20 protein-coding genes and 2 riboswitches are annotated in these 24,736 nt (G+C 50.1%); of the genes, 5 read left to right on the top strand and 15 right to left on the bottom strand.

What is annotated here, in order from left to right; genetic code table 11:
* Positions 1–8: 8 nt before the first annotated feature.
* From C1A11_RS08630 to C1A11_RS08585, 10 genes are all read right to left on the bottom strand, one after another.
* Positions 9–515 (bottom strand): folate family ECF transporter S component, encoded by a 507-nt coding sequence (locus tag C1A11_RS08630; RefSeq protein ID WP_102050074.1) that lies wholly within the window; start codon positions 513–515, stop codon positions 9–11.
* A gap of 52 nt (positions 516–567) precedes the next feature.
* Positions 568–664: riboswitch (THF riboswitch) on the bottom strand.
* A gap of 26 nt (positions 665–690) precedes the next feature.
* Positions 691–2,355 carry a formate--tetrahydrofolate ligase gene (locus C1A11_RS08625; protein ID WP_102050073.1) on the bottom strand — a complete coding sequence of 555 codons (1,665 nt, stop codon included), beginning with the start codon at positions 2,353–2,355 and terminating at the stop codon, positions 691–693.
* A gap of 138 nt (positions 2,356–2,493) precedes the next feature.
* On the bottom strand, positions 2,494–3,096 hold the full coding sequence (locus C1A11_RS08620) for a HutD/Ves family protein (protein ID WP_180950299.1): 603 nt from the start codon (positions 3,094–3,096) through the stop codon (positions 2,494–2,496).
* 28 nt (positions 3,097–3,124) lie between these two features.
* Positions 3,125–3,751 (bottom strand): cyclodeaminase/cyclohydrolase family protein, encoded by a 627-nt coding sequence (locus tag C1A11_RS08615; RefSeq protein WP_102050071.1) that lies wholly within the window; start codon positions 3,749–3,751, stop codon positions 3,125–3,127.
* Between the two features lie 23 nt (positions 3,752–3,774).
* The gene (ftcD, locus tag C1A11_RS08610) at positions 3,775–4,674 is read right to left on the bottom strand and encodes a glutamate formimidoyltransferase (protein WP_102050070.1); all 900 of its coding nucleotides are present in this window, start codon (positions 4,672–4,674) and stop codon (positions 3,775–3,777) included.
* A gap of 62 nt (positions 4,675–4,736) precedes the next feature.
* Entirely contained in the window at positions 4,737–5,978 is a 1,242-nt protein-coding gene (gene gltS / locus C1A11_RS08605; protein ID WP_102050069.1) for a sodium/glutamate symporter, read from the bottom strand.
* Between the two features lie 374 nt (positions 5,979–6,352).
* Positions 6,353–7,339, bottom strand: coding sequence for an ABC transporter permease (locus C1A11_RS08600; RefSeq protein ID WP_102050068.1), 987 nt, complete (start codon positions 7,337–7,339; stop codon positions 6,353–6,355).
* Positions 7,339–8,451: an ABC transporter permease gene (locus C1A11_RS08595; RefSeq protein ID WP_102050067.1), complete on the bottom strand. Its 1,113-nt coding sequence runs from the start codon at positions 8,449–8,451 to the stop codon at positions 7,339–7,341. The genes C1A11_RS08600 and C1A11_RS08595 overlap by 1 nt, the downstream gene beginning before the upstream one ends.
* On the bottom strand, positions 8,444–9,988 hold the full coding sequence (locus C1A11_RS08590) for an ABC transporter ATP-binding protein (RefSeq protein ID WP_102050066.1): 1,545 nt from the start codon (positions 9,986–9,988) through the stop codon (positions 8,444–8,446). The genes C1A11_RS08595 and C1A11_RS08590 overlap by 8 nt, the downstream gene beginning before the upstream one ends.
* A gap of 104 nt (positions 9,989–10,092) precedes the next feature.
* Positions 10,093–11,343, bottom strand: coding sequence for a BMP family ABC transporter substrate-binding protein (locus C1A11_RS08585; RefSeq protein WP_102050065.1), 1,251 nt, complete (start codon positions 11,341–11,343; stop codon positions 10,093–10,095).
* 169 nt (positions 11,344–11,512) lie between these two features.
* A riboswitch (purine riboswitch) is annotated at positions 11,513–11,612 on the bottom strand.
* A 563-nt stretch (positions 11,613–12,175) separates the two neighbouring features.
* On the opposite strand from C1A11_RS08585, the gene C1A11_RS08580 reads away from it, so the two are divergent.
* The 5 genes from C1A11_RS08580 (at position 12,176) to C1A11_RS08560 (ending at position 18,198) form a co-directional block, all read left to right on the top strand.
* The gene (locus tag C1A11_RS08580) at positions 12,176–13,249 is read left to right on the top strand and encodes an ABC transporter substrate-binding protein (RefSeq protein WP_102050064.1); all 1,074 of its coding nucleotides are present in this window, start codon (positions 12,176–12,178) and stop codon (positions 13,247–13,249) included.
* Between the two features lie 102 nt (positions 13,250–13,351).
* Positions 13,352–14,431, top strand: a complete 1,080-nt coding sequence (locus tag C1A11_RS08575; RefSeq protein ID WP_102050063.1) for an ABC transporter ATP-binding protein — start codon at positions 13,352–13,354, stop codon at positions 14,429–14,431.
* The gene (locus C1A11_RS08570) at positions 14,425–16,083 is read left to right on the top strand and encodes an ABC transporter permease (RefSeq protein ID WP_102050062.1); all 1,659 of its coding nucleotides are present in this window, start codon (positions 14,425–14,427) and stop codon (positions 16,081–16,083) included. The genes C1A11_RS08575 and C1A11_RS08570 overlap by 7 nt, the downstream gene beginning before the upstream one ends.
* A 61-nt stretch (positions 16,084–16,144) precedes the next feature.
* On the top strand, positions 16,145–16,780 hold the full coding sequence (locus C1A11_RS08565) for an HAD family hydrolase (protein ID WP_102050061.1): 636 nt from the start codon (positions 16,145–16,147) through the stop codon (positions 16,778–16,780).
* A complete protein-coding gene (locus C1A11_RS08560; protein ID WP_102050060.1) occupies positions 16,777–18,198 on the top strand; it encodes a phosphoglucomutase/phosphomannomutase family protein in 1,422 nt (473 codons plus the stop codon). The genes C1A11_RS08565 and C1A11_RS08560 overlap by 4 nt, the downstream gene beginning before the upstream one ends.
* Before the next feature lie 16 nt (positions 18,199–18,214).
* Here C1A11_RS08560 and C1A11_RS08555 read toward each other — a convergent pair whose 3' ends face one another.
* From C1A11_RS08555 to C1A11_RS08535, 5 genes are all read right to left on the bottom strand, one after another.
* The gene (locus C1A11_RS08555; RefSeq protein WP_102050059.1) at positions 18,215–18,970 is read right to left on the bottom strand and encodes a response regulator transcription factor; all 756 of its coding nucleotides are present in this window, start codon (positions 18,968–18,970) and stop codon (positions 18,215–18,217) included.
* On the bottom strand, positions 18,942–20,672 hold the full coding sequence (locus C1A11_RS08550; RefSeq protein WP_102050058.1) for a cache domain-containing sensor histidine kinase: 1,731 nt from the start codon (positions 20,670–20,672) through the stop codon (positions 18,942–18,944). The genes C1A11_RS08555 and C1A11_RS08550 overlap by 29 nt, the downstream gene beginning before the upstream one ends.
* Positions 20,669–21,697: an ABC transporter substrate-binding protein gene (locus C1A11_RS08545; RefSeq protein WP_180950298.1), complete on the bottom strand. Its 1,029-nt coding sequence runs from the start codon at positions 21,695–21,697 to the stop codon at positions 20,669–20,671. The genes C1A11_RS08550 and C1A11_RS08545 overlap by 4 nt, the downstream gene beginning before the upstream one ends.
* 279 nt (positions 21,698–21,976) lie before the next feature.
* Complete coding sequence (locus C1A11_RS08540) at positions 21,977–22,696, bottom strand: LytR/AlgR family response regulator transcription factor (RefSeq protein ID WP_102050056.1); 720 nt, start codon at positions 22,694–22,696, stop codon at positions 21,977–21,979.
* On the bottom strand, positions 22,693–24,387 hold the full coding sequence (locus tag C1A11_RS08535; RefSeq protein ID WP_180950297.1) for a LytS/YhcK type 5TM receptor domain-containing protein: 1,695 nt from the start codon (positions 24,385–24,387) through the stop codon (positions 22,693–22,695). Before C1A11_RS08535 ends, C1A11_RS08540 begins: the two co-directional genes overlap by 4 nt.
* Positions 24,388–24,736: the final 349 nt, after the last annotated feature.

Below are 24,736 nucleotides of genomic sequence, written 5' to 3'. Positions count from 1 at the left end.
GCTTTCTTTTATGCGATAACTTGCTGCCGGTATCGCACTAGCAGTTTTGCCAGCAAGCTAATGGTCAAAAACTGCACCGGGGCTACCACAGCACATTGCAAAATGCGGGTTCCCAACAGCACTATATACGGTGTGCCATACAGCATTGATATCCAGAGTGAATTCAGCAGTAAGCTGCCCGCAAGCTGTGTGGCAGTAACTGCCGTAAACATTCGTAACGGCGTTTGGACTTTGTGCAGCAACAGGCCAAAGCAAACGCCACACAGCATTGCTGTCAGCGTAAAACCGGGAAAATATGGCCCGATGGGAATTAGCACAGCGCCAATAAAATCGCCTATCCCTGCTACTGCGGCAGCTGCCTTTGCCCCATATAAAATTGCTGCGATAACCACCGGTACAAAGCTGAACCCTATTTTAAAATTCCACGCAGAAACCGAACAAAACCGAGACAGTACAATCTGGGATGCGATTAATAAGCTCAGGGTTGTCAGCAGTTTAATGTCTAATTTTTTCATTGCAAAACCTCCATGCAACAGGTGCCACAGCAGGAAGCATGCTCTTGCCCGTGGCAGCGGAAGCGAACCAGCACCGCAAGGTGGTTTGCCTTTTCGTTCTGCAGCAACCTCCCATCTGCAGACACTTAACGCGCTGATTCTACTCTGTCCAGTGAACTTTAATTGATAGAAACACTTAGAATAATCCGGAGATGCGCCCTTCGTCATCAACGTCAATCTTATCCGCAGAAGGCACTTTTGGCAAACCAGGCATCGTCATAATATCGCCTGTTAGGGCAACCAGGAAGCCCGCACCGGCAGATACCTTCAGGTTGCGAACCGTAATTTTAAATCCGCGCGGCGCACCCAAAAGCTTTGCTTCGTCCGAGAAAGAATATTGTGTTTTCGCCATGCAAATGGGTAGATTACCATACCCCAGCTCGGTAAGCTGCTTCATCTGTTTTTTTGCGCCGGCAGTTAAAACCACACCGTCCGCATGGTAAATACGCGTCGCAATGGCATTCAGCTTTGCTTCGATGGTATCGTCCACATCGTAGCAATATGCAAATTCGTTGGGCTGCTCACAAAGACGAATCACTTCTTCGGCAAGTGCTACGCCGCCTTTGCCGCCTTTGGCCCAAACTTCGCTTAGCGCGACATTCACGCCCATGGCGCGGCATTTTTCTTCCACCAGGTTCAGTTCGGTTGCTGTGTCGGTGGGGAACGCGTTGATTGCCACAACACACGGCAGCCCAAAAACCGTCGTCACATTTTCTACGTGCTGCAAAAGGTTCGGCAGGCCTTTTTCAAGAGCATCCAGGTTTTCAATGCCGAGGTCCGCTTTTGCCACACCGCCGTGATGTTTAAGCGCACGTACCGTTGCGACGATAACCACGGCACTCGGTGCAAAGCCACCGGCACGGCATTTGATATCGATAAACTTTTCTGCACCGAGATCCGCACCAAAACCAGCTTCGGTTACCACATACTCGCCAAGGCGCAGGCCGGTTTGCGTAGCGGAAATTGAGTTGCAACCGTGCGCGATGTTGGCAAATGGCCCGCCGTGAATCAGTGCGGGGGTATGCTCAAGTGTTTGCACGAGGTTGGGTTTGATTGCATCTTTCAGCAAGGCCGTCATAGCACCTTCCGCATGCAGGTCATGCGCGGTAACCGGTTTATCGTCATAAGTATAAGCCACCACCATTTTGGCAAGTCGCTGCTTCATATCTGCAAGGTCGGTGGAAAGGCAAAGTACCGCCATGATTTCAGAGGCAACTGTGATGTCAAATCCATCCTCACGGGGCACGCCGTTTGGCTTGCCGCCAAGGCCGCAGATGATATTGCGCAGTTCGCGGTCATTCATGTCCATGACGCGTTTCCATACAATGCGGCGCACGTCAATATTCAGTGCATTACCCTGCTGAATGTGGTTATCCAGCAGCGCGGCCAGCAGGTTGTTGGCAGCGCCGATGGCATGAAAGTCGCCTGTGAAATGCAGGTTGATATCTTCCATCGGCACAACTTGGGCATATCCCCCGCCCGCAGCGCCGCCCTTTACGCCAAACACGGGGCCAAGCGACGGCTCACGCAGGCAAAGTACTGTTTTTTTGCCAAGGTGGCTCAGTGCATCTGCAAGGCCAACACTCGTGGTTGTTTTGCCTTCTCCCGCTGGAGTGGGGTTAATAGCAGTCACGAGCACCAGCTTGCCCTTGCAGGGCATATCTTTAATAGCGCGCAGATCCAGTTTTGCTTTGGTGTGCCCATACGGCTCTATTTCGCTTTCTTTCATACCAAGCTTTTCTGCAATCTGCCCAATCGGCAGCATACTTGCTTCCTGTGCAATTTCAATATCGGTTTTCATAAAACAGCCTCCTTTAATTTTTTGGTTGCAGGCGCTTTTCATTTCGCCCGCTTTTAGATGCAAAACGCCCGTAGGTAGCACAGGCAGCCACCCACGGGCGTCGCTGAGTCGTAAAACGATGACTATAAATACGTTGTTTTAGAGCGGCACGATCTCTGCCACCATAAAGGCTGAGGATTTACTGCACTTTAAGCTGGGCCAAGCGGAAAAGTGAGAAACCAAAACCGCTTCTTTATCCGAAACAGCACATACCTGCCCTTCGATTTCGAGCATGCCTTCTCCATAAACACAATAAAGAACCAGTACTTTGTTTTTGGATATTCTCACAAGCTGCTGCGGCAATTGCAACACGGCGTTTTCTGCCACTTGTAAGCAGCAAAGGCTGCCTTCGCAACGTCCTTTGCGCAGCATCAGGTTAAAATCCGTGCAGGTTCCGCGTGCGTGGGTTGCATCAGCTCCATCAAAAAGGTGAATTTCAAAAGGAGCCAGCGAGCGTTCTACACCACCATTATGAGAGAGATTCATTTCTCCCTGTAGCGGTGAAATATACCGGATATAGTCTTTAAGCGGAGTAAAGTCCGACTCTGGCAGTGTCACTGTCGCAGAGCTGATGCGCCACAAAAAGTCGCGGTCTGCATAAACAGCTTCGGCAGGACCTATAGCAAGCTGCGTTGTGGTACCGCCGCTCCAGTTGCTTACCGCAAAATCTTCCGGCGTAATTTTGTGAAGGACAGACGCCATGCAAAGCACTCCTTTCTTGCAGTAAGTTTTATAGAGAATCCAGCACTTGCTGATAAATGTTATCGGCCAGCGGCAAAGCTTTCTCCAGCAACTGTTCGCCATTTTTGCGGTACTCGCTGGTAAATGCTTCGTCTTTGATGCCGCCTATGTTAATCAGAACATTCAGCCAGGCTCCCTGAATTGCAGCTTTCAGACTAAGTGCTGCACATCCAAGATCACTTGCAGCGCTCGCATTGCTTTTACCTACCAGCTCTGAAGTCAGCTCCAGCGCGCGCAACGCAAGCTCCATCATTTCATAAGGGGTCTTAGTGCATGCTTTCAGTGCCTCTTGTAATGCTGCGGTGCGTGCCATTTTTTCTTCTTCGGTCGCTTTTGGCATGGCAAAAACAGCACTCACCCCATTGAAAGCTTCGGTATCTCGATCAATTACATCCAGGTACTGTACACGCAGCGCATTTGCTTTCTGCTCGCTTTCGCGCGCCAGCTCTTCATGCTCTGCATATTTTTTCTTTCCTACCGTCAGCGCACACACCATTGCGGTAAGCGCCGTGCCCAAAGCCCCCTGTAAGGCAGCAGCAGAGCCACCACCCGGTGCAGGTTCCGAGGAGGCCATCAAATCAGCAAATCCACGCACGGTATACTCGACAAGTTTCATTTTTTCTACTCCTTTGTCTGTAGTTAGCCAATCAGATGATTCTCCATGACCTGCTTGTGATAGTCAAAGTTTTCGATTTTCAGATAATACTCAGCGCAGTCAACCAGGGCTTTCGCTGGGGTAAGTCCAACCAGCTCGCTGCCAATAATAGGTACGCCCCAGCGCTCTGCTTCGGCACGGATTACCTCAAATACGCGATACAGCGGTGTTCCTTCGTAGTTGACCATGTTCATCGAAACCTGTGCTACATTGCGGTCTTCCAGCAGCAAGCCAATAGCTTTGCAGTATTTAAAGCCGCCGGAAGAACCACGAATCACTTTTGCAATATTTTTAGCAACCTGCACATCAGAGGTTCCAAGGTTGACGTTAAACGCAACCAAAGGCATACGTGCGCCAATGGCGGTGATACCTGCGGTGGGATGCATTTTGCGCTCGCCGTAATCTGGCGCCCACTCGGGTTGCAACAGTTTTTCCGGCATGCCCTCAAACTGGCCTTTGCGTACACTTGCAAGGTTGACACGGTCTGGGCTAGCTGCAGAATCTTCGTAGAGGAAGCTGGGGATTTTCAGTTCTTCCCAAATCCGCTGTGCAACGCGCTTGGAGATTTCCACGCACTCTGCCACGGTCATGCCAACGGTAGGCACAAACGGAATGACATCGGTGGCGCCCATACGGGGATGTGCCCCCTCGTGCTTTGTCATATCAATTGTTTCCGCAGCTTTTTTGCAAAGCTGGAATGCAACTTCTTCAATGCCTTCCGGTGAGCCAACCAACGTAAATACGCAGCGGTTATGCGTCGCATCCGACTGTACATCCATTAAGGTGCAGCCCGGTACGCTTTTTGCCACGTCTGCTAATCCGTCGATAACGGCCTGATTGCGGCCTTCACTAAAATTAGGGATACATTCTACCAGTTTTGCCATTTCAAATTTCCTCCTAAAATAATTATTACAACAATAAACCAGAAAGCAATCGCCTTACCAGATTAGCCTACAAATCCTTGTACAAAAGTTTTGATGAACCAAATGGTCTGCGGCTGATAAATAATGTCGACCAAAAATGCGCCAACGATGGGAACAATCATCATGGCACGGCGAGACATGCCGTATTGCTCGTTTACCGCTGTCATGTTAACAATAGCGGACGGGGTTGCGCCCAGGCCATGGCCGCACAAACCAGCGCACATAACCGCTGCATCGTAGTTTTTGCCAAGGATGCGGAACACGATAAAGTAGCTGACCAGCACCATAAAAGTAACCTGGCAGATAAGAACGATAAGTACGCCGCCGATGAGGCCTGCAAGTTCCCAAAGTTTCAGCGTCATAAGTGCAATCGAGAGATAGAGCGAAAGCATCACTTCGCCGATACCGTCTACCAATGCAAAATCGAATTTATAGAAGTGGAATTTTTCGTTGAGGTTACGAAGAATAACGGCGATAAACATTGCGCCGACATAGGTGGGGAAGCTCATGTTGATGAGTTTGCCAATCCAGCCGGAAACCATGGTGCCAACTGCCATGCAAACCAAAATAGCTGTGACGTTTTTCATAATATCAAGGCCGCTGAGTTTTTCTGCCGCCGCAGCATTGATAGAGTTGATGTCGGCATCAAAGTCTGCACTTTCATCGGGTTTCAAGTTGTATTTGACGATGAGGCGCCGCCCTACCGGGCCGCCAACGAGAACTGCGCTGATTAGACCAAAGGTTGCAGCTGCCACGCCGACCAGCGGTGCCGGTGCATAGCCCATCTCAGCAAAAGTTGTGCCGTAAGCGGTTGCTGCACCGTGTCCGCCAATCATCGAAATCGCGCTGGAAAGAAGTGCGTAGGGAGTTTCCAGCCCGACCAGTTTGCCCACGCCAATACCGATGATGTTCTGGAAAACAGAAATCACGCCTGCGACGAGCCAATAGATAATAAGTAAAAGGCCGCCTTTTTTCAGCAGTTTAAAGCTGGCCCCCAGCCCTACCGTAGTAAAGAACGCAAGCATAAACGGTGCCTGAAAGTAAGAATCAAACGAGAAAGAGAACGTTTTGGTCAGATGCCCGATAAATGTAATAAACATGAATAGGAAACCGCCCACCACTGGTGCGGGGATGCAATACTTGACCAGGAATTTCAATTTACTTTTCACAAAGTAGCCAACCAACAGCAGCACCGCCGCAAGTGCAACCGTCATCACCGCGTCTGTATTGATTGTCAGGACATTTTCGATGGTTTCAAAGCTCATTCTAATTACCTCCTCAAATCGTAAAGTCTTCCTCTGTGGAAGTCTGGAGCCGCCCAGCTTCCCCTTGCTTGCAGTATAACAAATGCGCGTCCAAAAAACGCCCAATTTTTTCAGATGCTTTATATGAGCAGGAAAATTAGTTATTATGTCCTTTTTAGCGTCTAAAAAATGTCACTTTCGCCCTCAAAATCTTGCTTGTTTTGCTTTTAAAATTAGACGCTTTGTTTTTTTCTTAAAAATAAGCCATTTTATTTTTGCAGGTATGTCCACTCTTCTCCCTCTATTTTTCTCAATGCCAATGCAACAAAAAGAAAAAAGAGATGCCATTAAAACAGGCATCTCTTTTTTGTCTTTATATCTATTTTGCTGCGCAATTATCTTTCTTCTCGGAAGTAAGACACGCCGAGGTGTGCAGGAGGCTGGTTTTCGCGGCTTTCGCGCATGCTGATGACCACCAGCACAATGATGGTAACCACATACGGCAGCATTTTAAATATCTCTTGCATGCTGACACTGAGGTTGGGGATGTAGTTGTGCACGATAAAAAGGCCGCCAAACAAAATGGATCCCAAAATGCTCACGTTGGGGCGCCACACTGCAAAGATAACCAGAGCGATGGCCAGCCAGCCGCGGTCGCCAAAGCCGTTGTTTGACCAAACGCCGCTTGCATAGTCCATAACATAATAAAGTCCGCCAAGCCCTGCCACCACACTGCCTACACAGGTAGCCGCGTATTTGTACAGGCTGACATTAATACCCGCAGCATCGGCAGTCGCCGGGTTTTCGCCCACAGCACGCAGGTGCAAACCAATACGGGTACGGTTAAGCACGTAGGAGGCAAGCAGCGCGATGATAATGGCTGCATAAACCAAAAAGCTATATGAAAAGAAGATTTTGCCGAACCAGCCAAGGTCATTTGCAAACGGCAGTGTCTGGCGGAAGCAGTTGCTGGTAGCTGTCAGGCTGATAGAAGGCATATCGCTTTTTGCCAGCTTAATCAGCGAGCCGCCAAAAAAGTTGCCAAAGCCCACGCCAAAGGTGGTCAGCGCAAGGCCGGTCACGTTCTGGTTGGCACGCAGCGTAACCGTCAGTACCGCATAGATGAGACCCATCAGCAGTGAGCCAAGAATCGAGCAAAACAGCGGAATGAACACTGCGAGAAACGGGTTGATGGCTGCGGGGCTTGCAAGCGACTGCTCATAGAGAAACGCGCCGATAACGCCACTGATGCCACCCACATACATGATGCCCGGAATACCGAGGTTGAGATTGCCGGATTTTTCGGTGATGATTTCACCGGTGGAGCCGAGCAGCAGAGGGATGCCCTGCACAACGGCACGCTGAATAAAAGTAACGAGCATTATGCATTCTCCCCTTTCTGTACGGTACGCGCTTTAATCGCGTAGTTGATAAAGAACTCACTGCCGATGATAAAGAAGATGATGATACCAGTCAGAATGTCCGAGAAGGAATCGTTCAAGCCAAACGTGGTGGAAATCTCCACTGCACCCTTCTGCAAAAAGACAATGAGAAACGAGGTCAGAATCATATACAGCGGGTTAAATTTAGCCAACCACGAAACCATAATCGCGGTAAAGCCACGCCCTGCGACGGTGTCGCGGGTAATGGTGTGGTCGGTGCCGCTTACCAGCAACAGACCGGCAATACCGCAGATAGCGCCCGAAAGCAGCATGGTGCGGATAATTACCTTTTTTACGTTGATGCCGATATAGCGTGCCGTGTTTTCACTTTCACCTACTACCGAAATCTCATACCCGTGTTTGCTATGGCGCAGGTAAAAATACATAAACACAGTAAGCGCAAGAACGACTAAGATATTCAGCAGATAGCTGTGGCCGCCGATTGCAGGCAGCCAGCCGATTTTGGTGGCGCGGTTGATAACGCCAATCTGCCCAGAGCCTTTGGGGACCGACCACTGGTAAGTAAAGAAAGATACCAGCTGGATGGCGATATAGTTCATCATCAGGGTAAACAGCGTTTCGTTGGTGTTCCAGTTTGCTCTGAAAAAGGCAGGGATAACCGCCCAAACCATACCGGCAAGAATACTTGCCGCAATCATCACGATAAACAAAACAGGGGTAGAAAGCGTTTCGCTGAAAAGAATCATACAGGCTGCCGTTGCAAGGCCGCCCACCAGCACCTGACCTTCTGCGCCGATATTCCAAAAACGCATTTTAAAGGCCGGGGTCACAGCAACACCCACACAAAGCAGCATTGCGATATTTTGAAAAAGGCTCCAGATACGGCGAGTGGTGCCGAAAGCACCGTCGATCATGGTGGCGTAAACGCCGATTGGGTTGAGGCCGGTGAGCAGCACAGTAATGATGCCGCTTACGACGAGTGCTGTCAAAACAGCACAGCCGCGGATGAGCCAGGCTTTCCACCAAACAAGAGCATCGCGCTTAGCGATATGAAAGCGCGGTTCACGCTTGTGTTTTTCGTTGTTATGCATTGCTGTCCCCTTCCTCGGTTTTGGTCATCAGCAGGCCCACCTGCTCTTTGGTTGCGCTGCGTCCGTCCACAACGCCGGTGATTTTACCGGAGCTAATTACCATAATGCGGTCGCAAAGCTCAAGCAGCACATCAAGGTCTTCACCGACAAAAACAACGGCCACGCCTTTTTCTTTCTGCTGGTTGAGTAGGTTATAAATAAGGTAAGAAGAATTGATGTCAAGACCGCGCACCGGGTAAGCTGCCATCAAAACAGTCGGGGCGGAGGCAATCTCTCGTCCGACCAGCACCTTCTGCACGTTACCGCCCGAAAGACGGCGCACCGGGGTGTTGGCATTCGGGGTAACAACGTCCAGCTGGTCGATAATGCGCTCGGCAAGATTGCGCGGGGCCTTGCGGTCCAGCATTGCCGATTTGCCCGAGCGGTAGCTGCGGAGCATCATATTATCGACGATATCCATATTGCCGACAAGGCCCATGCCAAGGCGGTCCTCCGGAACAAAGGAGAGGCGTACACCCAGTTCACGAATTTGCAGCGGAGTTTTGTCCCGCAGGTTTTCCACCGCACCGGTTTTGGGGTTGTGATAAAGAATTTCGCCGTTTTGCAGCGATTGCAGACCCGCAATGGATTCCAGCAGCTCGCGCTGTCCGCTGCCCGCAATACCTGCAATGCCCAGAATTTCGCCGGAGCGTGCAGTGAAGGATACGTCGTTGAGAATCTTCACACCGCTGCGATCCACGCAGTTGAGATGCTCTACAACCAGGCGATCCTGCGGATTTTCGGGTTCACTGCGATCAATGTTCAGCGAAATTTTCTTGCCAACCATCATCTCGGTCAGCTCTGCTTCGCTTGTTTCCGCTGTCTGCACAGTGCCGATGTATTCGCCTTTTCTAAGTACAGAAACACGGTCAGAAAGAGAAAGAACTTCATGGAGTTTATGTGTGATGATAACGATAGCTTTGCCAGTATCCCGCATGCGGCGCAAAATTGCAAACAGATTCTGCGTTTCCTGCGGGGTCAGCACTGCGGTGGGCTCGTCCAAAATCAAAATGTCCGCGCCGCGGTAAAGCACCTTGATGATCTCGACCATCTGCTTTTCCGAAACTGACATATCGTAGATTTTTTTCATCGGGTCGAGGTCAAAGCCATACTGCTCGCTGATATCTTTGATGCGCTGTGCTGAACGCTTGATGTTGAAGCCGTCCTTTTCGGGAAAGCCCAGCACGATATTTTCGGCAGCAGAAAACACATCTACCAGCTTAAAATGCTGGTGAATCATACCGATTTTGTAATCAAACGCATCTTTGGGAGAACGAATCACCGCCTCCTCGCCGTTGATGAAAATCTGACCGGCATCGGGAAAATAAATCCCCGAAATAATGTTCATCAGCGTGGTCTTGCCACTTCCGTTTTCCCCAAGGATGGAAAGAATCTCTCCTCGGTTCACCGTCAGGCAGATGTCCTGATTGGCGACAACCGACCCAAACGTTTTTACAATATGTTTGAGTTCGATTGCAGCAGCAGTATGTGCCTCCATGTTTCCTCCTGTTCTCAGCGTTACACAAACGAATGCTGAAACGCAAAATTAAAAATAATTCTGGGCGGGACAGTTTCTGCCCCGCCCAGTGATTGCGAATAAAATTAGAACTTCTCGTTCAGGGTGTTGATGCCGTCGATGCGAAGATCGAAGTACGGAGCAGAGCGTTTCTCAGACTCGTGGAAGTAGCCATCTTCGATAACCTCGGTGTCCGGGGTGTAGTTAGCATCGGTGTCAACATCAGCCATATAAGAGGTCAGTGTTTCGCCTTTCACAGTGAAAGTAGCGGTATCAAACACGTGCAGCTCACCAGCAACCAGTTTCTCTTTGGCTTCTTTCAGTGCATCAGCGGTGCCGGCAGCAGCGACTTTCTCGTTGAGGTCGGTGAGAACAACAGAGCCCTCGTCGAGGCCATGAGACCAGTCAGCGTCGATTGCTTCGCCGTTGAGGAAAGAAGTGATGATGTACTCAAAGTACGGTTCCCAATCGATACGGGAAGAAACGATGAAGGTGTTGGGGCAAGCAGAAAGGGTGCTGCCGTTGTAAGAGATGTTGGGAACGCCTGCGGTTTCGCAAGCGGTGGGAGCGCCCATCGAGTCAGCATGCTGGCTGATGAGTTTGCTGCCACGGCCGATCAGCAGGTTAGCAGCTTCTTTCTCGGCGGTCTCGTCATACCAGCTGCCGGTGAACTGCACGTCCATCGTTGCAGTGGGGCAGACAGATTTTGCACCAAGGTAGAAAGCGGTGTAGCCAGAGATAACCTCGGCATAGGTATAAGCGCCAATGTAGCCGATTTTGGCTTCTTCAGCGGTGAATTCGCCATTTTCAATCATCTCGTTGAGTTTCATACCTGCGGCGATGCCTGCAAGGTAACGGCCCTCATAGATAGAAGCAAATGCGTTGTGGAAGTTGGGCAGGTCTGCGGTGTGTGCGGTGGTGCCGGTAGCATGGCAGAACTGCACTTCGGGGAATTCTTCAGCTGCCTGAGCAATGTACTGCTCGTGGCCAAAGCTATCTGCAAACACAATGTCGCAGCCGCGGTCAGCCAGGTCAGCAGCAGCTTCGTAGCACTCGCTGCTTTCGGGGATGTTGGTTTTGAAGATGACCTGGTCATCAGAAAGACCGAGTTTCTCTTTTACCGCTTTTGCAGCATCGATGAAGTTTTTGTCGTAAGTAGAGTTTTCATCGTGCAGGAAGATGAAGCCGATTTTGACATCCTTCGCAGCCTGAGAACCTGCGGCAGAAGTGGCACCGCTTGCAGAGGGGGCCGCCGAGCTGCTGCTCGCGCCGCCGCAACCGGTGAGAACAGACACTGCCATCGCAGCTGTCAGAAGCAAAGTGAGCAATTTTTTCATGTTTGTTCCTCCTGAAAATTTTTATGTAAAGATTACATACGGACGAAAATGTGTTTGCCATCCAGGCTTTGGGCACACCTCTACCAGTTTCTTTACATGGCTGTTTGGAACAAACAAAAAACAGACTTAAGTAACTTAAGTCTGTTGCCAGCATAATTCACCCATAACGGGCAAATTTCAAGAAACCAATAGTCGCAACTTACGGCGTGCGGTAGAAACATTTGGGCCAGATTATCCAAACCTATATTGGCAACGTTATATTCAATTGAGGTCTTCATCATAGCATATCGTCGAAAGAAAGTCAATAAAACCTGTCGAGTTCTGCGCTTTCTGCGAGCTGCTAAAAAAGTCGAAATTGCAAAGCCTGTTTTTTGTGTTTTTTGCCGGTAGTCTTAGGCTTTCTAAGGTTTCGTTGTATTACCTTGAGTTGATATCGCCAGGATTTTCGAACCGTATTACCATAAAATACCTCTTATCTCGTGGCACAGTTTTTTGTTGTTATTTACTTCTCATAAAAAGTACAACTTATATTACATCTATAGTATCCTGTAGCACCTTATGGAGAAGAGCACAGCAGGCCAATGCTTTTCTCTCTTGTCATTCACGTCTCCGCCGTTTTGCTTATCTTACAGTTAGTCCATCCCACATCACGTATTGTGCATATTGCACACATCTCATCTTATACTTTTTATTCCGCTGTGTATTATGGTCATTTTTGCAGATGAAATATCATTTTTGTCCTGTTCTCACCTCGCGACAGCTTTTCTATAATAGAAGCAAGAGAAAACACATTGGAGAAAATGTGTTACACAAAAAAAGGAGAGAAGATAACATGAAAAGGTTTTTTGCACTGTTTCTTGCTGCTACCCTTGCGTTAAGTCTTTCGGCTTGTGGCGGTTCTGCCTCCAGCACGCCTGCCAGCACACCTTCTTCCCAAGCGGCACAAAGTACCGCGTCCAAACCCTCCAGCGGAGAGCCTTCGGGCAAACTGGTGGTTTACAGCCCGCACGACGCTGACCCTTTGAATGACGGCGTGAATATGTTTATGGAAAAATACCCGGGCATTCAGGTAGAGGTAGTTGCCGCCGGTACCGGCGAACTTTGCAACCGTATCAAGGCCGAAAGCGCAGCCCCCATCGCCGATGTACTTTGGGGCGGCGGTGCTGACAGTCTGGCTGCTTTCAAAGATTACTTTCAGCCGTATGTCTGCGCCAATGACGCTGTCATCGACGAAGCTTACAAAGACAAAGACGACCTGTGGATTGGCGAAAGCCCGCTGCCGATGGTTATCTTTTATAACAAAGATTTGATTGAAAAAGCCGGTATGACCGTTCCCACCAAATGGTCTGACTTGATTGACCCGCAGTGGGAAGGCAAGATTGCTTACTGCCTGCCTTCCAAATCCGGCTCTGCTTATACGCAGCTTTGCACCATGCTGCTGGGCCACGGCGGTAAGGAAGACGGCTGGGATTTCATCGAAGACCTCTATGACAACCTCGACGGCAAAATCGTTGATTCTTCCGGTAAATGCCATAAGATGGTTGCAGACGGCGAATTCTATGTCGGCCTCACCATCGAAAAATCGGCCATCAAATATGCAGATGACGCCAGCGTCGGTTTTGTTTACCCCGAAGACGGCACCAGCGCCGTGCCCGATGGCGTTGCCCTTGTAAAAGGCTGCCCGAACGAAGAAAACGCAAAGCTCTTTATCGACTTTGTAACCAGCAAAGAGTGCCAGACTGTTCAGAGCGAAAAATGGGGTCGCCGCCCGGTACGCAACGATATGGAAGTACCCGCCGGCATGGCAAAACTCAGCGAGCTGAAACTGGTCGATTATGACTTTGACTGGGCCGCAAACGACAAAGAAACCATCATCGAGAAATTCAACGACATCATGGTGGGCTAATCCCCCTTGTTTCGCACCGCAAATCAGGCGGGGACATTTCAACACCGAAATGTCCCCGCTTTTCAAATTCAACTTTTCCAGTGATGAGAGAGGAACTTCTATATGAGTCATGCAGTAATTATTCAGGACGCCGTAAAGCGCTATGGCGATTTTCAGGCGCTGGGCGGGGTCAATTTAAGCATTCGTCCGGGCGAATTTTTCACTTTGCTGGGGCCCTCCGGCTGCGGTAAAACTACACTTTTACGGATGATTGCGGGCTTCAACACGGTAGACGGCGGCGAAATCCGTTTTGACGACACTGTTATCAACAATGTTTCTGCACACAAACGCGACATCGGCATGGTGTTCCAGAACTACGCGATTTTTCCGCACCTGACCGTGGCAGAAAACGTCGCTTACGGTTTAAAAGCAAAAAAGGTGCCAAAGGACGAAATTGACCGCCGCGTAACAGAAGCTTTGGAGCTGGTGCAGATTGAAAACCTTGCTGCACGTAAACCGAACGAGCTATCCGGTGGCCAGCAGCAGCGCGTAGCGCTGGCCCGCGCTTTCGTCATTGAACCCGCCCTGCTGCTGATGGACGAACCACTCTCCAACCTGGATGCAAAACTGCGGGTGCAGATGCGTTCTATTATCAAAAAATTGCAGCGCAGACTTGGCATTACAACCATCTATGTCACCCACGACCAGGAAGAGGCCCTTGCGATTTCTGACCGTATTGCTGTCATGAAATCCGGCGACATCATGCAGGTTGGCACGCCGGAGCAGATTTACAAAAAGCCGGAGAATCCGTTTGTTGCGGGGTTCATTGGCGTTTCCAACTTTATCAACTGCGAAATTGCCGCCGGGCAAGATGGCAAAGCCGAGATAAAACTTGCTCCGGAATACAGCGTATCTGCTCCCCTGCGCCGCGAATATACCGGCAGCGCTACACTCAGCGCACGGCCGGAGCAACTCTTTTTCCATGAAAACGAGGGGCTTGCCGGTAAAATCACTATGTCTGTTTTTTTAGGCGACTTTGTAGAGTACGAGATTGAACTGCACAACGGGCAAACGGTGCAGCTGAACGAATATACCAAAGATGTCAACGAAGTGCGCCCCGACGGTCAGGAGGTACATATTGGTTTTGACGCCGACAAAGTGAGCTTGTACGTACCCGAAACCGGGGAGGTGCTTTCATGCTGAAAAGCAAATCCGGTAAGCGGCTGGATTTTTGGTTCTGGGTCAAGGTCGCCGTAATTGGAGTTATGCTGATTTTTTTGATCTACCCATTTTTCACCCTTGTAAGCCGCAGCTTTTTCTCGCCCAAAGAGGCGGGGTTTACCTTGGCCAATTACATTCGCTTTTTCACCAAAAAATATTATTACAGCACTTTGGGGCATAGCCTTTTTGTTTCCATCACCACTACCCTGACTACTTTGCTGCTTGGTGTACCGATGGCTTACCTGATGACCCGCTATAATATTTTCGGCAAAAAATATATTCACATTCTCATCATTATGTGCCTGATGAGCCCGCCTTTTATTGGCGCTTACAGCTGGATTTTGCTGTTTGGGCGCGCAGGGCTTGTTACCCGGATGTTCGCTGCAATCGGCATCACGCTGCCCGCGATTTACGGCAAAGCAGGCATCATCACCGTGTTCACCTTTAAGCTGTTTCCGTATGTTTATCTTTACACGTCCGGCGCGATGGGCAGCATTGACTCAAGCCTTGAAGAAGCTGCCGAAAACCTTGGCAGCAGCAAGCTGCGCCGCCTTTTAACCGTAACACTGCCGGTTATTTTGCCCAGCATTGCGGCGGGCGGCATTATGGTATTTATGACGAGCCTTGCAGACTTTGGCACCCCGATGCTGATTGGCGAAGGTTACACTGTTTTGCCCGTGCTTGTTTATAACGAATATATGAGCGAAATTGGCGGCAACGCTAACCTTGCAAGTGCACTTTCGGTAATTGTGGTGGCGTGCAGCCTTTTGGTATTGTTTGTGCAGAACCGCGTGGTGGCGCGCAAAAACTATGTGATGACCTCGATGCGCCCACCCAAAGTGGAAGAACTGCACGGCGGAAAACGTTTTGCTGCAAGCTTTGTCGTCTGGTTTGTCACTTTCATTGGCTTTTTGCCGCAAATTGTGGTCGTTGTAACCAGCTTTATTAAATGCGACTTCACCGGTTTTAAAAACCAGTTCAGTTTTGACAGCTATACCACAATTGCCAAACGCCTTTCCACCAACATCCGCAACACTTTTACCTTCAGCACCATTGCCATCGTCATTATCGTGCTGCTTGGTCTGCTCATCAGCTATATCATTGTGCGGCAGCGCGGTGTGGCTGGTCAGTTGATGGATATGCTGATTATGTTTCCCTATGTCATTCCGGGCGCAGTGCTTGGCATCAGCCTGATTGTAGCCTTTAACAAACCGCCGGTTATCCTTACCGGCACTGCGTTTATTATGATTATCGCTTTTGTCGTACGCAAGCTGCCCTACACGGTACGCAGCGGCAGTGCATTTTTGCGGCAGATGGACCCCAGCGTGGAAGAAGCCTCCATTAACCTTGGTGTTTCTCCGATGAAAACGTTTTTTACAGTAACCAGCCGGTTGATGGCTCCCGGTATTTTATCCGGCGCCATTCTCAGCTGGATTACCTGCATCAACGAGCTGTCCTCCAGCGTTATGCTATACGGCGGCGAAACCAGCACGATCTCGGTTGCAATTTACACCGAGGTCGTGCGCAACAGCTATGGTACCGCAGCGGCACTGGCCTCTATCCTTACCATTAGCACCGTAATCAGCCTGCTTATTTTCCTTAAAGTAAGCAAGGGAAAAGTAAGCGTGGTTTAACCAAATAAAAGACGGCCCTGCCAACTGGCGGGCCGTTTTGCAAGAAAGGACTTCTTCTGACATGAAAATCAAAAATCTGGTGTTCGATATGGGCAACGTGCTCATCCACTACAATGCGATGCATTATGTGGAAAAGTATGCCGAAAACAAAGAGGATTGGCCGCTGCTGCTGCACGAGGTCTTTCAAAGTGTAGAGTGGATACGCATGGATCACGGCACCATTACCGAAGCCGAGGCTGTGGAAGCCTGCTGCAAGCGACTTCCACCACGGTTGCACCCAATCGCGGCCCAGCTTTACGCCCATTGGAACGAAGATATCCCGCCAATGGAAGGTATGGAAGAACTGATTGGCCGTGCCAAGGCGGCGGGCTATGGCATCTATCTGCTTTCAAACACCAGTGTACGCTACCACAATTTCCGCAAAAACATTGCGGCACTGCGCTATTTTGATGGCGAGTTTATCAGTGCAGACTGGCATTTAATGAAACCCAGCCCGAGTATTTTTCGCACTTTTTGCCTGCATTTTGGGCTAAACCCAGCCGAGTGCCTTTTTGTAGACGATCAGCCCATGAACGCTTACGGTGCCCAGTGTGCCGGCATGGACAGCATCATTTTCTATGGCGATATGCCGCAGTTTGAAGCTGCGCTTGCCGCACATGGCATCCAGCTTCCCGCCGCGCAGGAGGGCACTGTATGAGCCTTCGTTTTGGGACGGGCGGATGGCGCGCCGTGATTGGAGAGGAGTTCACCCGGCAGAATATTCGCCTGCTTTGCGCTGCCCTGGCAGAGCAGCTAAAAGCGGATGGCGCAGCGGCCCAGGGCTTCACGATTGGTTATGACCGCCGCTTCTTGAGTCGCGAGGCCGCCATCTGGTGCGCGCAGGTGCTCTGCGGCGCCGGAATTTCTGTGCAGCTGATTGATCGGGAATCCCCCACCCCGCTGATTATGTTTTGGGTAGAAGCGCAAAAACTGGGCGGCGGGCTTGCCGTAACCGCGAGCCACAACCCGGCCATTTATAACGGCATCAAAATTTTCTTACCCGGCGGTCGGGATGCAGACGAAGCTTACACATCTGCACTGGAAGCCCGGATTGCAGCGCTGGAATCTGCTAATCTCCCTATTAAAGAGCTGGATCCTGAGATTGCCCAGGCGCAAGGACTCCTTACGCTCATCGACCCGATGAACAGTTACATTGACAGCATTTTAAACGCGCTTGACCTTGCTGCTATACGGCAGCGGCGTCTTAAAATTGCGATGGACCCGATGTATGGTGTAAGCAAAACTGCGTTGCAAACGGTGCTGCTTACCGCTCGCTGCGATGTAGACGTTATCCACGACCGGCACGACACACTGTTTGGCGGGCGGCTGCCTGCGCCCAATGCCCACACTTTATTGCACCTGCAAAATTTCGTGCTCGAAAACAAATGCGACATTGGCCTCGCCACCGATGGTGACGCCGACAGGCTGGGCGTCATTGATGACAAGGCCGAGTTTTTGCACCCAAATAAAATACTGGTGCTGCTTTATTATTACTTATTACAATATAAAGGCTGGCGCGGCCCGGCAGTGCGCAACATTGCTACCACGCATCTGCTGGATGCGATTGCCCGGGACTTTGGCCAAACCTGCTACGAGGTGCGGGTTGGGTTTAAGAACATCTCTGCCAAGATGCTAAAAACAGATGCGCTAATCGGCGGTGAAAGCAGTGGGGGGCTCACTGTGAAGGGCCATATCCAAGGCAAAGACGGTATCTATGCTGCCAGCCTTTTGGTGGAGATGATTGCCGTATCCGGTCAGCGGCTTTCTTCTCTTTGGTCAGAGATTGAGCAGCGCTATGGGCATTACGAGATGACCGAACAGGACTTCTCATTTTCTGACGCACGCAAGGCAGAAATTGCCGCGCTGCTGCTCGATCAAAAACAGCTGCCCGATTTTGGGCGGCCGATTGCACACATCAGCTATGCTGACGGCTGCAAGGTTTATTTTTCTGACGGCGGCTGGATCATTGCGCGTTTTTCCGGTACAGAGCCTTTGCTGCGCATCTTTTGCGAGATGCAAACGATGCGCGAGGCATCAGCAACTGCGCGTTTACTGCAAGAATTTCTTGGGCTGTGACAAATGCAAAGGCAGCTTAGAGGCACCTATCTTGATACTCGCTGGGCGAAATGCCAACCGACTTTTTAAAAAGTGTACTGAAATAATTCGTATCGAGGTAGCCCACCAGCGGGGCTACCTCGTACACTTTCATATGGTGATCGCGCAAAAGGCGCATTGCCACATGAATACGGTAAGCTGCAAGATATCCATTAAAAGTATATCCGGTTTCTTTTTTAAACAGCCTGCTCAAATACCCTTCTGAAAGGCTGATGGCTTCGGCACAGGCACCTACCGTAATTTCTTCTGCATAATGGCTGCGTATGTAAGCGATGGCTTCTTCGATGTATTTACTTTTCGTGCCTTTCTCCAAGTTAAATCGAAACAAAGCAGGCTCTGTGTTTTGGCTCGTGCGCTCTATCAGCCGCTGGCGTATTTTCTGCACTGCTGCTTCCAGCTCGCTGTCATTTTCATAGGGTTTCAGCAGATAGTCTGCCACCCCCAGTTTTAAGGCGCTGTGCGCATATTCAAAATCACTGAATGCCGTAAGGATGATAAATTCCGCGCGGCATTCTTCTTTTTTCAGCTGGGCAATCATTTCCACCCCATCCATGCGGGGCATTTTCACATCGGTAAGTACAAAATCCGGCTGGGTTTCACGAATCACGCTGAGCCCCTGAAGGCCGTCTGCCGCTTCCCCTACCACCAGACAGTCCATTGCAGCCCAATCCACCGCAAGCACCAGCCCCTGGCGGGTCAGTGGTTCATCCTCCACAATTACAACTTTCAGCATTGCTTTCTTCCTTTCCGGCGGGCAGCCGTAACGTAACGGTGGTGCCAATTCCCGCTTGACTTGTGGCGTGTAGCCCATAATCCCGCCCGTAATAAAGTTGTACAATGCGCATGACATTGTACAGCCCCAAATGCCCTTGCAGCATTTTCGGCTCCGGGCTGTTCAGCCGCTCCACCATCTCGGTGGACATACCGCAGCCATCATCGGTTACCGACAAATTCAAAACCTTTTCGTCGCACTGGGCATAAATGTAGATATATCCGCTTTCACTTATTTCGAGTCCGTGTAAAATCGAGTTTTCCACCAGCGGCTGTAAAATCATTTTCGGAACAATGATATCTCGCAGATGTTCCGGCACATCAATGACGTATTGAAATTTGCCTGCAAAGCGGATTTTCTGAATATCGATATAATGCTCCACCAGCACCAGTTCCTGCCGCAGCGTAATAAACTGTTCGCTTGCAATGCTGCTGCGCAGAATACTGCCAAGGCCGCCTGCAAGCTGCGCCACTTCGGGCAGTTTGTGAATCTTTGCAAGCCATTTCATAGTATCCAGCGTGTTGTAAAGGAAATGCGGATTCAGCTGCGCCTGCATCTGGCGAATTTGGGCATCATTTAAGTCTCGCTGGTGCTGAACCCGTTCTTCTACCTGTGCCTTTAAACGGGTGGTCATCTCATTAAAGTCTTCGGTCAGCTGGCCAATCTCATCCTGGCGTTCCACGTCCACGTGGGCATCCAAGTCTCCTCTGCGCACCTGGTGCATGGCATGGCTTAGCCTTTCGATGGGGCGCGACAGGCTACGGCTGAGCAAAAACGAAATCGCGACGCACAAAATCAGCGAGATGGCCGCAGAGGCAAAACTGATGCTGCGCATCAGCCCCACGGCACCGGCGCTGAGTGCCGTCGGCTGACGAAGTATCAACAGGCAGCCGGAAACCGGCTCAGTGCGCAAAAAATAATTCTGATCCGGCTGTGTCGGCAGAGTGCCCGCCATCAATGCTTCGCGCAGCCGCTGTGCTTCTTCCTCTACACCGCTGCGGGAGGCATACATCAGCCGCCCTTGCGGGGTAAACAGAAAAAGCGGTCCACCCTCTGGCAAAAGCCCGGCAAAAGACTGGCGGAGCTGCTGCGCCGTTAAGCTGCACACCACATAACCGATACGCGAACCGTTGGCAGCATGTACCGATCGCACAGCGCGCAAACTGGGCAATCCCTGAGAAGCTGCATCCTGTTCCGGCTCGGCCAAATAGGCGGTACCGCTTTGTTGTGCCGCTTTATACAAAAGTCCCCAGTTTACCGGCAGCTGCGCTTGCGGCGTGCCTTCCTGCGTCGTGAATTTCAGCTGTCCGCCTGCATCATAAAGGGCAAAAGCAGCTCCGTTGCTCATTCCGTTGGTGGCCTGATAAAGTGCAAGGTAAACATCTTTCACCAGCTCGTCCGTGGTATGGTCCAGCAAAGAGCGCTGCACAAATTCATCTTCGCATAGCCGTTGCAGGGCCTCTTCTTCCCCTTGCAAAACCAAAGCAAACCGGTCGGTCAGTTTTTGTATTTGCTGCTCTCCTGTTTCGTGGCTTTGGCGCTCCAGCGTATCGGTAAAGATGCTTAGCATCAAAATACTGCAAAGCAGCAGCGGCAGTAGTGCCACCAAAAGGCTGCTGCCAAAAATGCGATATTTAAACGAAAGTTGTTTCAGCCGGTTCATTTTCTGTCCTCCTCGGCGGGAGCAAATTCTTTCGTCCACAGTGCCAAAAGAGAGCTTTTTTCTTTGGCCGCCCACTTTACGTCATATTCCATCAGCGGAATATTCTCCAGCTTTTGCACCCCTTTGGGTGAAAGTCCTTCACGCACGGCGTGGCGGTGCAGCTCCCCCGCAAGGTATGCCTGTGCATCTCGGCCCAGCACAAAATCTACAAATTGTCGCGCATTCTCCGGGTGGGGCGCCCCGGCCAGCACTGCAACGCCGTCCGGCACTGCGCTGGTACCGTCTTCCGGATAAAGGTAGGCAATATCCGCGCCCTCGGCAATCGTTTGCAGCGCATTACTCTCCAGTGTCACACCAACCGAATAGCTTCCATCTGCTACCCGTGGTGCAATCTCTCGGGATTCCTGCAAACAGCGACCTTTCAGGTTGCGGGCAAAATCAGGCAAATATTCTGTGCCGTACAGCTGCACAGCCGTTGCCAGCGCAGTGTAGCAGGACCCGGAAACCTGCGGATCCGCAAAAGCAATGCGCCCCTGCCACTTTGAATCCAACAAGCTCGACCATGTGGTTGGAGCATCCCGCTCGCTCACCAGCTTTGTATTATAAATGATGACGAGAGGCAGCGCTGAAAAGCTGGTCCAGCGGTCACGCGGATCAGAAATTGCAGCTATTGTCGCAGCATCCGATTCGCCGCTATGGTAACTGGTAAAGCAGGCACTGCACCCCTCTAAAGATTCTACGCCGCCGCCAAACATCACGTCTGCCGCAGGGGCGTCTTTTTCTTGCTGAATGCGATCCAGCAACTCCTGCGTGCCGCCGCTTATTACCCTTACCCAAACACCGGTTCGTTCCTCAAACTCTCGTATAAACGGCTCGTAAATCTCTTCTGGGTGGCTGGTGTACAGCACAAGCTGCTGTTCTGGCTGCACCGCGCAGTTTTGCCCCTTACTACTTGAGGCACTGCACCCCGTAAAGACAAAAACAGTGCAGAGCATTGCTGCCCCGATACGCTTCAAAAAAGACATTTTCTGCGCCCCCTTTACGAAGTACATGATGTGGAATATTTATCCATTTTTGTTTAGTATAGCATAGCAAAAAAAGCAAGTCACGCCTCATTTTCACAAGATATCTTAAGGAATAATCAAGAGTGTTCTCTCATGAAAAACGCCACATTTGAACAATAAGATTTTCAATTTATTTAGCACATAACTTTTCTAAAAAAGAACCACCCGCCGGGACCATTTGCAGGGTTTGGCAGGTGGTTCATTATATGTATACTCCGCGTAGCTATCGCTAAATGCAGGTCATAAATGCAGTCTTTGGCGCAGTTCTTTCACACGGTTGCGTCCAATCGGCAAAATGCAATCAAAGCCTTGCATATGCAGGGCGTAGCCGTTATTGGTCCAGCTGAAAATATCTTGAATCAGCCTTAGCTGGACAAGGCAGGTTTTGTGGATTCGAAAAAAGCCTTGCGATTTTAGACGCGCCTCATATTCACCCAAAGAAGACGTGGTAGTATAGGTTTTTTCTTTGGTGTAAAGCACGCATTGGTGGCCGGTTCCACTGGTTTCAATATAAACAATGTCTTCCAAATTTAGCAGCACCGTTCGCCGGTTTACCAGCACTGCAATTTTAGGCAGCGGCTCTTTGGGCGCGGGTGTTAAGGTGCGCGCTGTTTGGCACAGGGTTAACACCTGGCGCACACGGTCGGGGGCAAAAGGCTTAAGCAGATAGTTGTCGACGCCCAGCTCAAAGGCCTGCACGCCGTACTCTGCAAATGCTGTTGCAAAAATGATGCGGGATTCCGGCAGCAGCCGCCTGGCCAGCGAGGCAATCGTTGTACCCAGCATATCGCAAAGGTGAATATCCACAAACAGAATATCCAGCTTTTGCTGCTCAATGAGCTCCACTGCTTCCACACCGGATGACGCTTCAAAAACAGAAGCGTCGGGCATGATTTCCTTGATTTGATGAATCAGCTCGTCGCGCGCGTATCTCTCGTCGTCAATGACTGCAATTTTCATGCGGGTGCTCCCCTTTCGCGTTCCGTTTCTATGGGCAGTGAAAATTTTACGGTCGAACCGTTTGGTGTACTTTCCACCCGCAGGCGGCTTTCAGAACCATATTCGCTAAGCAAACGTTTAGACACATTAAAAAGTCCGGAATATCTCTTATTCTCCGGGTCATTCAAGTCTTTTAATACTTCGGGTGGGAATCCATGCCCTTCATCACGGATGGAAAACCACATGCGATCATTTTCCGGCCAAATGCGGATATGGATGCGCCGATCGGTTACCGTTGTGCCGCCATGCCGTACGGCGTTTTCCACAAGCGGCTGGATAATCAGCGGCGGCAGCCGAAACTCTTCTGCTTCAGGCGGCCACTCACAGCTTAGATGGATGGCGTCCTCAAACCGTGCGCGGGTGATGATTAAGTAATTCTGCACATTTTTCAGTTCGCTGGCGAGCGTCACAAACTCTTCGTTGACGCTTAAAGTATGCCGGTAATAATCTGCAAGGGTGCAAAGCAACCGGCGCGCCTCGTCGGGTTTGGTGCGGCAAAAAGCGGAAATCGTGTTTAACGTATTATAGAAAAAATGTGGGTTAATCTGCGCCTGAAATGCGCGAAATTCTGCTTGGTGACGCAGTTTAATTTGATAATCCACATTGTTCAGCTCTAGGATAGTAGAGAAGAACTTGGCGAGGGTAGTCGCAAAATGTACATCGCTTTCAGCTGCAAGTGGACTGCCCGCATCCGGTAAAAGCGTCATGGTTCCAATCACTGCTTCGCCTGCTCTCAACGGCATCGTAATAAAACCTTCTGCTGCGCAGCGTGGCAGCTGTTTTACTTCGACTTTTTTAGGATGCAAATCTATCTGCGGTGCCCCGGTCTTGAGGCATTCCATCACACTGGGTGGCAGCCCTTCCAAAATTTCTGCACCGCTGTATGCAAGAACAGTGGTGCAGTCGGTAAGCAGCACATGGTAACCTGTTGTGTTGTTGCGCACAATGTCCGAAACGACCGAAAGATTTTCGTGGTTATGCAGCCCTTCTCTTAAATAGGGCAGGCATTGGTCTGCAATATATAGCGCGCGGGTTTGGTACTGCACCAGTTCATCGGTATGGTTTTGCCGCAACCGATTAAATGTTTCAAACATCAACACCATGCCCACCGAGTTGACGAGGATTTTGGGTAAAAGAATGACTTTTTCCAGCTCGATTACAGCGGAAAGCGGGCGCGCCAGCAGCAACAGCCAAAACACCTGAAACAGCTCGCCTATAATGGTTACCGCTACAAGATAGATTTTTCGATGGCGTGTTTTGCTGTAATAATGCTGTGCCACCGCACCTACTACGCCGAACCAAACAGTACCGACACCGCAGGCCAGCGAGGTAAAGCTGCTCTGGTTGTAAAGGTAACGATGAAGTCCACCAATGCCGCCTGCAATCAATCCACCTACCGGCCCGGCAATCAGCCCCGCACCGGCGACGCTAACTACACGCGTATTTACAATAGCGCCCTGCACATCTACGCCAAAATAGGTAGAAAGGCAGGCCATGACGCCAAACAATAGCCCGATAATAATCTGGCAACCTAGGTCGTTTTCTCGATTTTGCACCACTTTACGGGTAGATTTAAACTCTGTAAGGAATGCGGAAGCACAGAGCAATAAGCTAATGTTCAAAAATAAAGAGGCCAATAGACTATCTGACATACTTGTTCCCCGCATTTCTTCCAATTTGTAATTATATTTTTAAGAATAAGGTAAAATCTTGGCAAAATCAAGACACTTTTTTGACAAAAACACTCTTTTTTCTCGTTTTGTCTATATTCTATTCATGCTTTTTTCACAACTGTTCGCGCGTCTTAATTAACCATACACGCAGTTTTCGTTGACATTGTTAAGAAATTGTTAATAATTATAACCAAACTCATGCATTTCAAATGCTCGGTTTTGGGCAAATTGACATATTTGATTTTCAGTATTCCCACTGAAAATTTTTGCGGTATATCAATTTTGCCTTAGTAAAATTATTTTGGTAGAAAGAAAGGAACAAGTACTT

The sequence above is a fragment of the Pygmaiobacter massiliensis genome (assembly GCF_900199435.1).
Classification (GTDB): Bacteria; Bacillota; Clostridia; order Oscillospirales; family Ruminococcaceae; genus Pygmaiobacter; species Pygmaiobacter massiliensis.
Note: the sequence above shows the minus strand (reverse complement) of the source record. Positions and strands in the feature narration are given on the sequence as shown.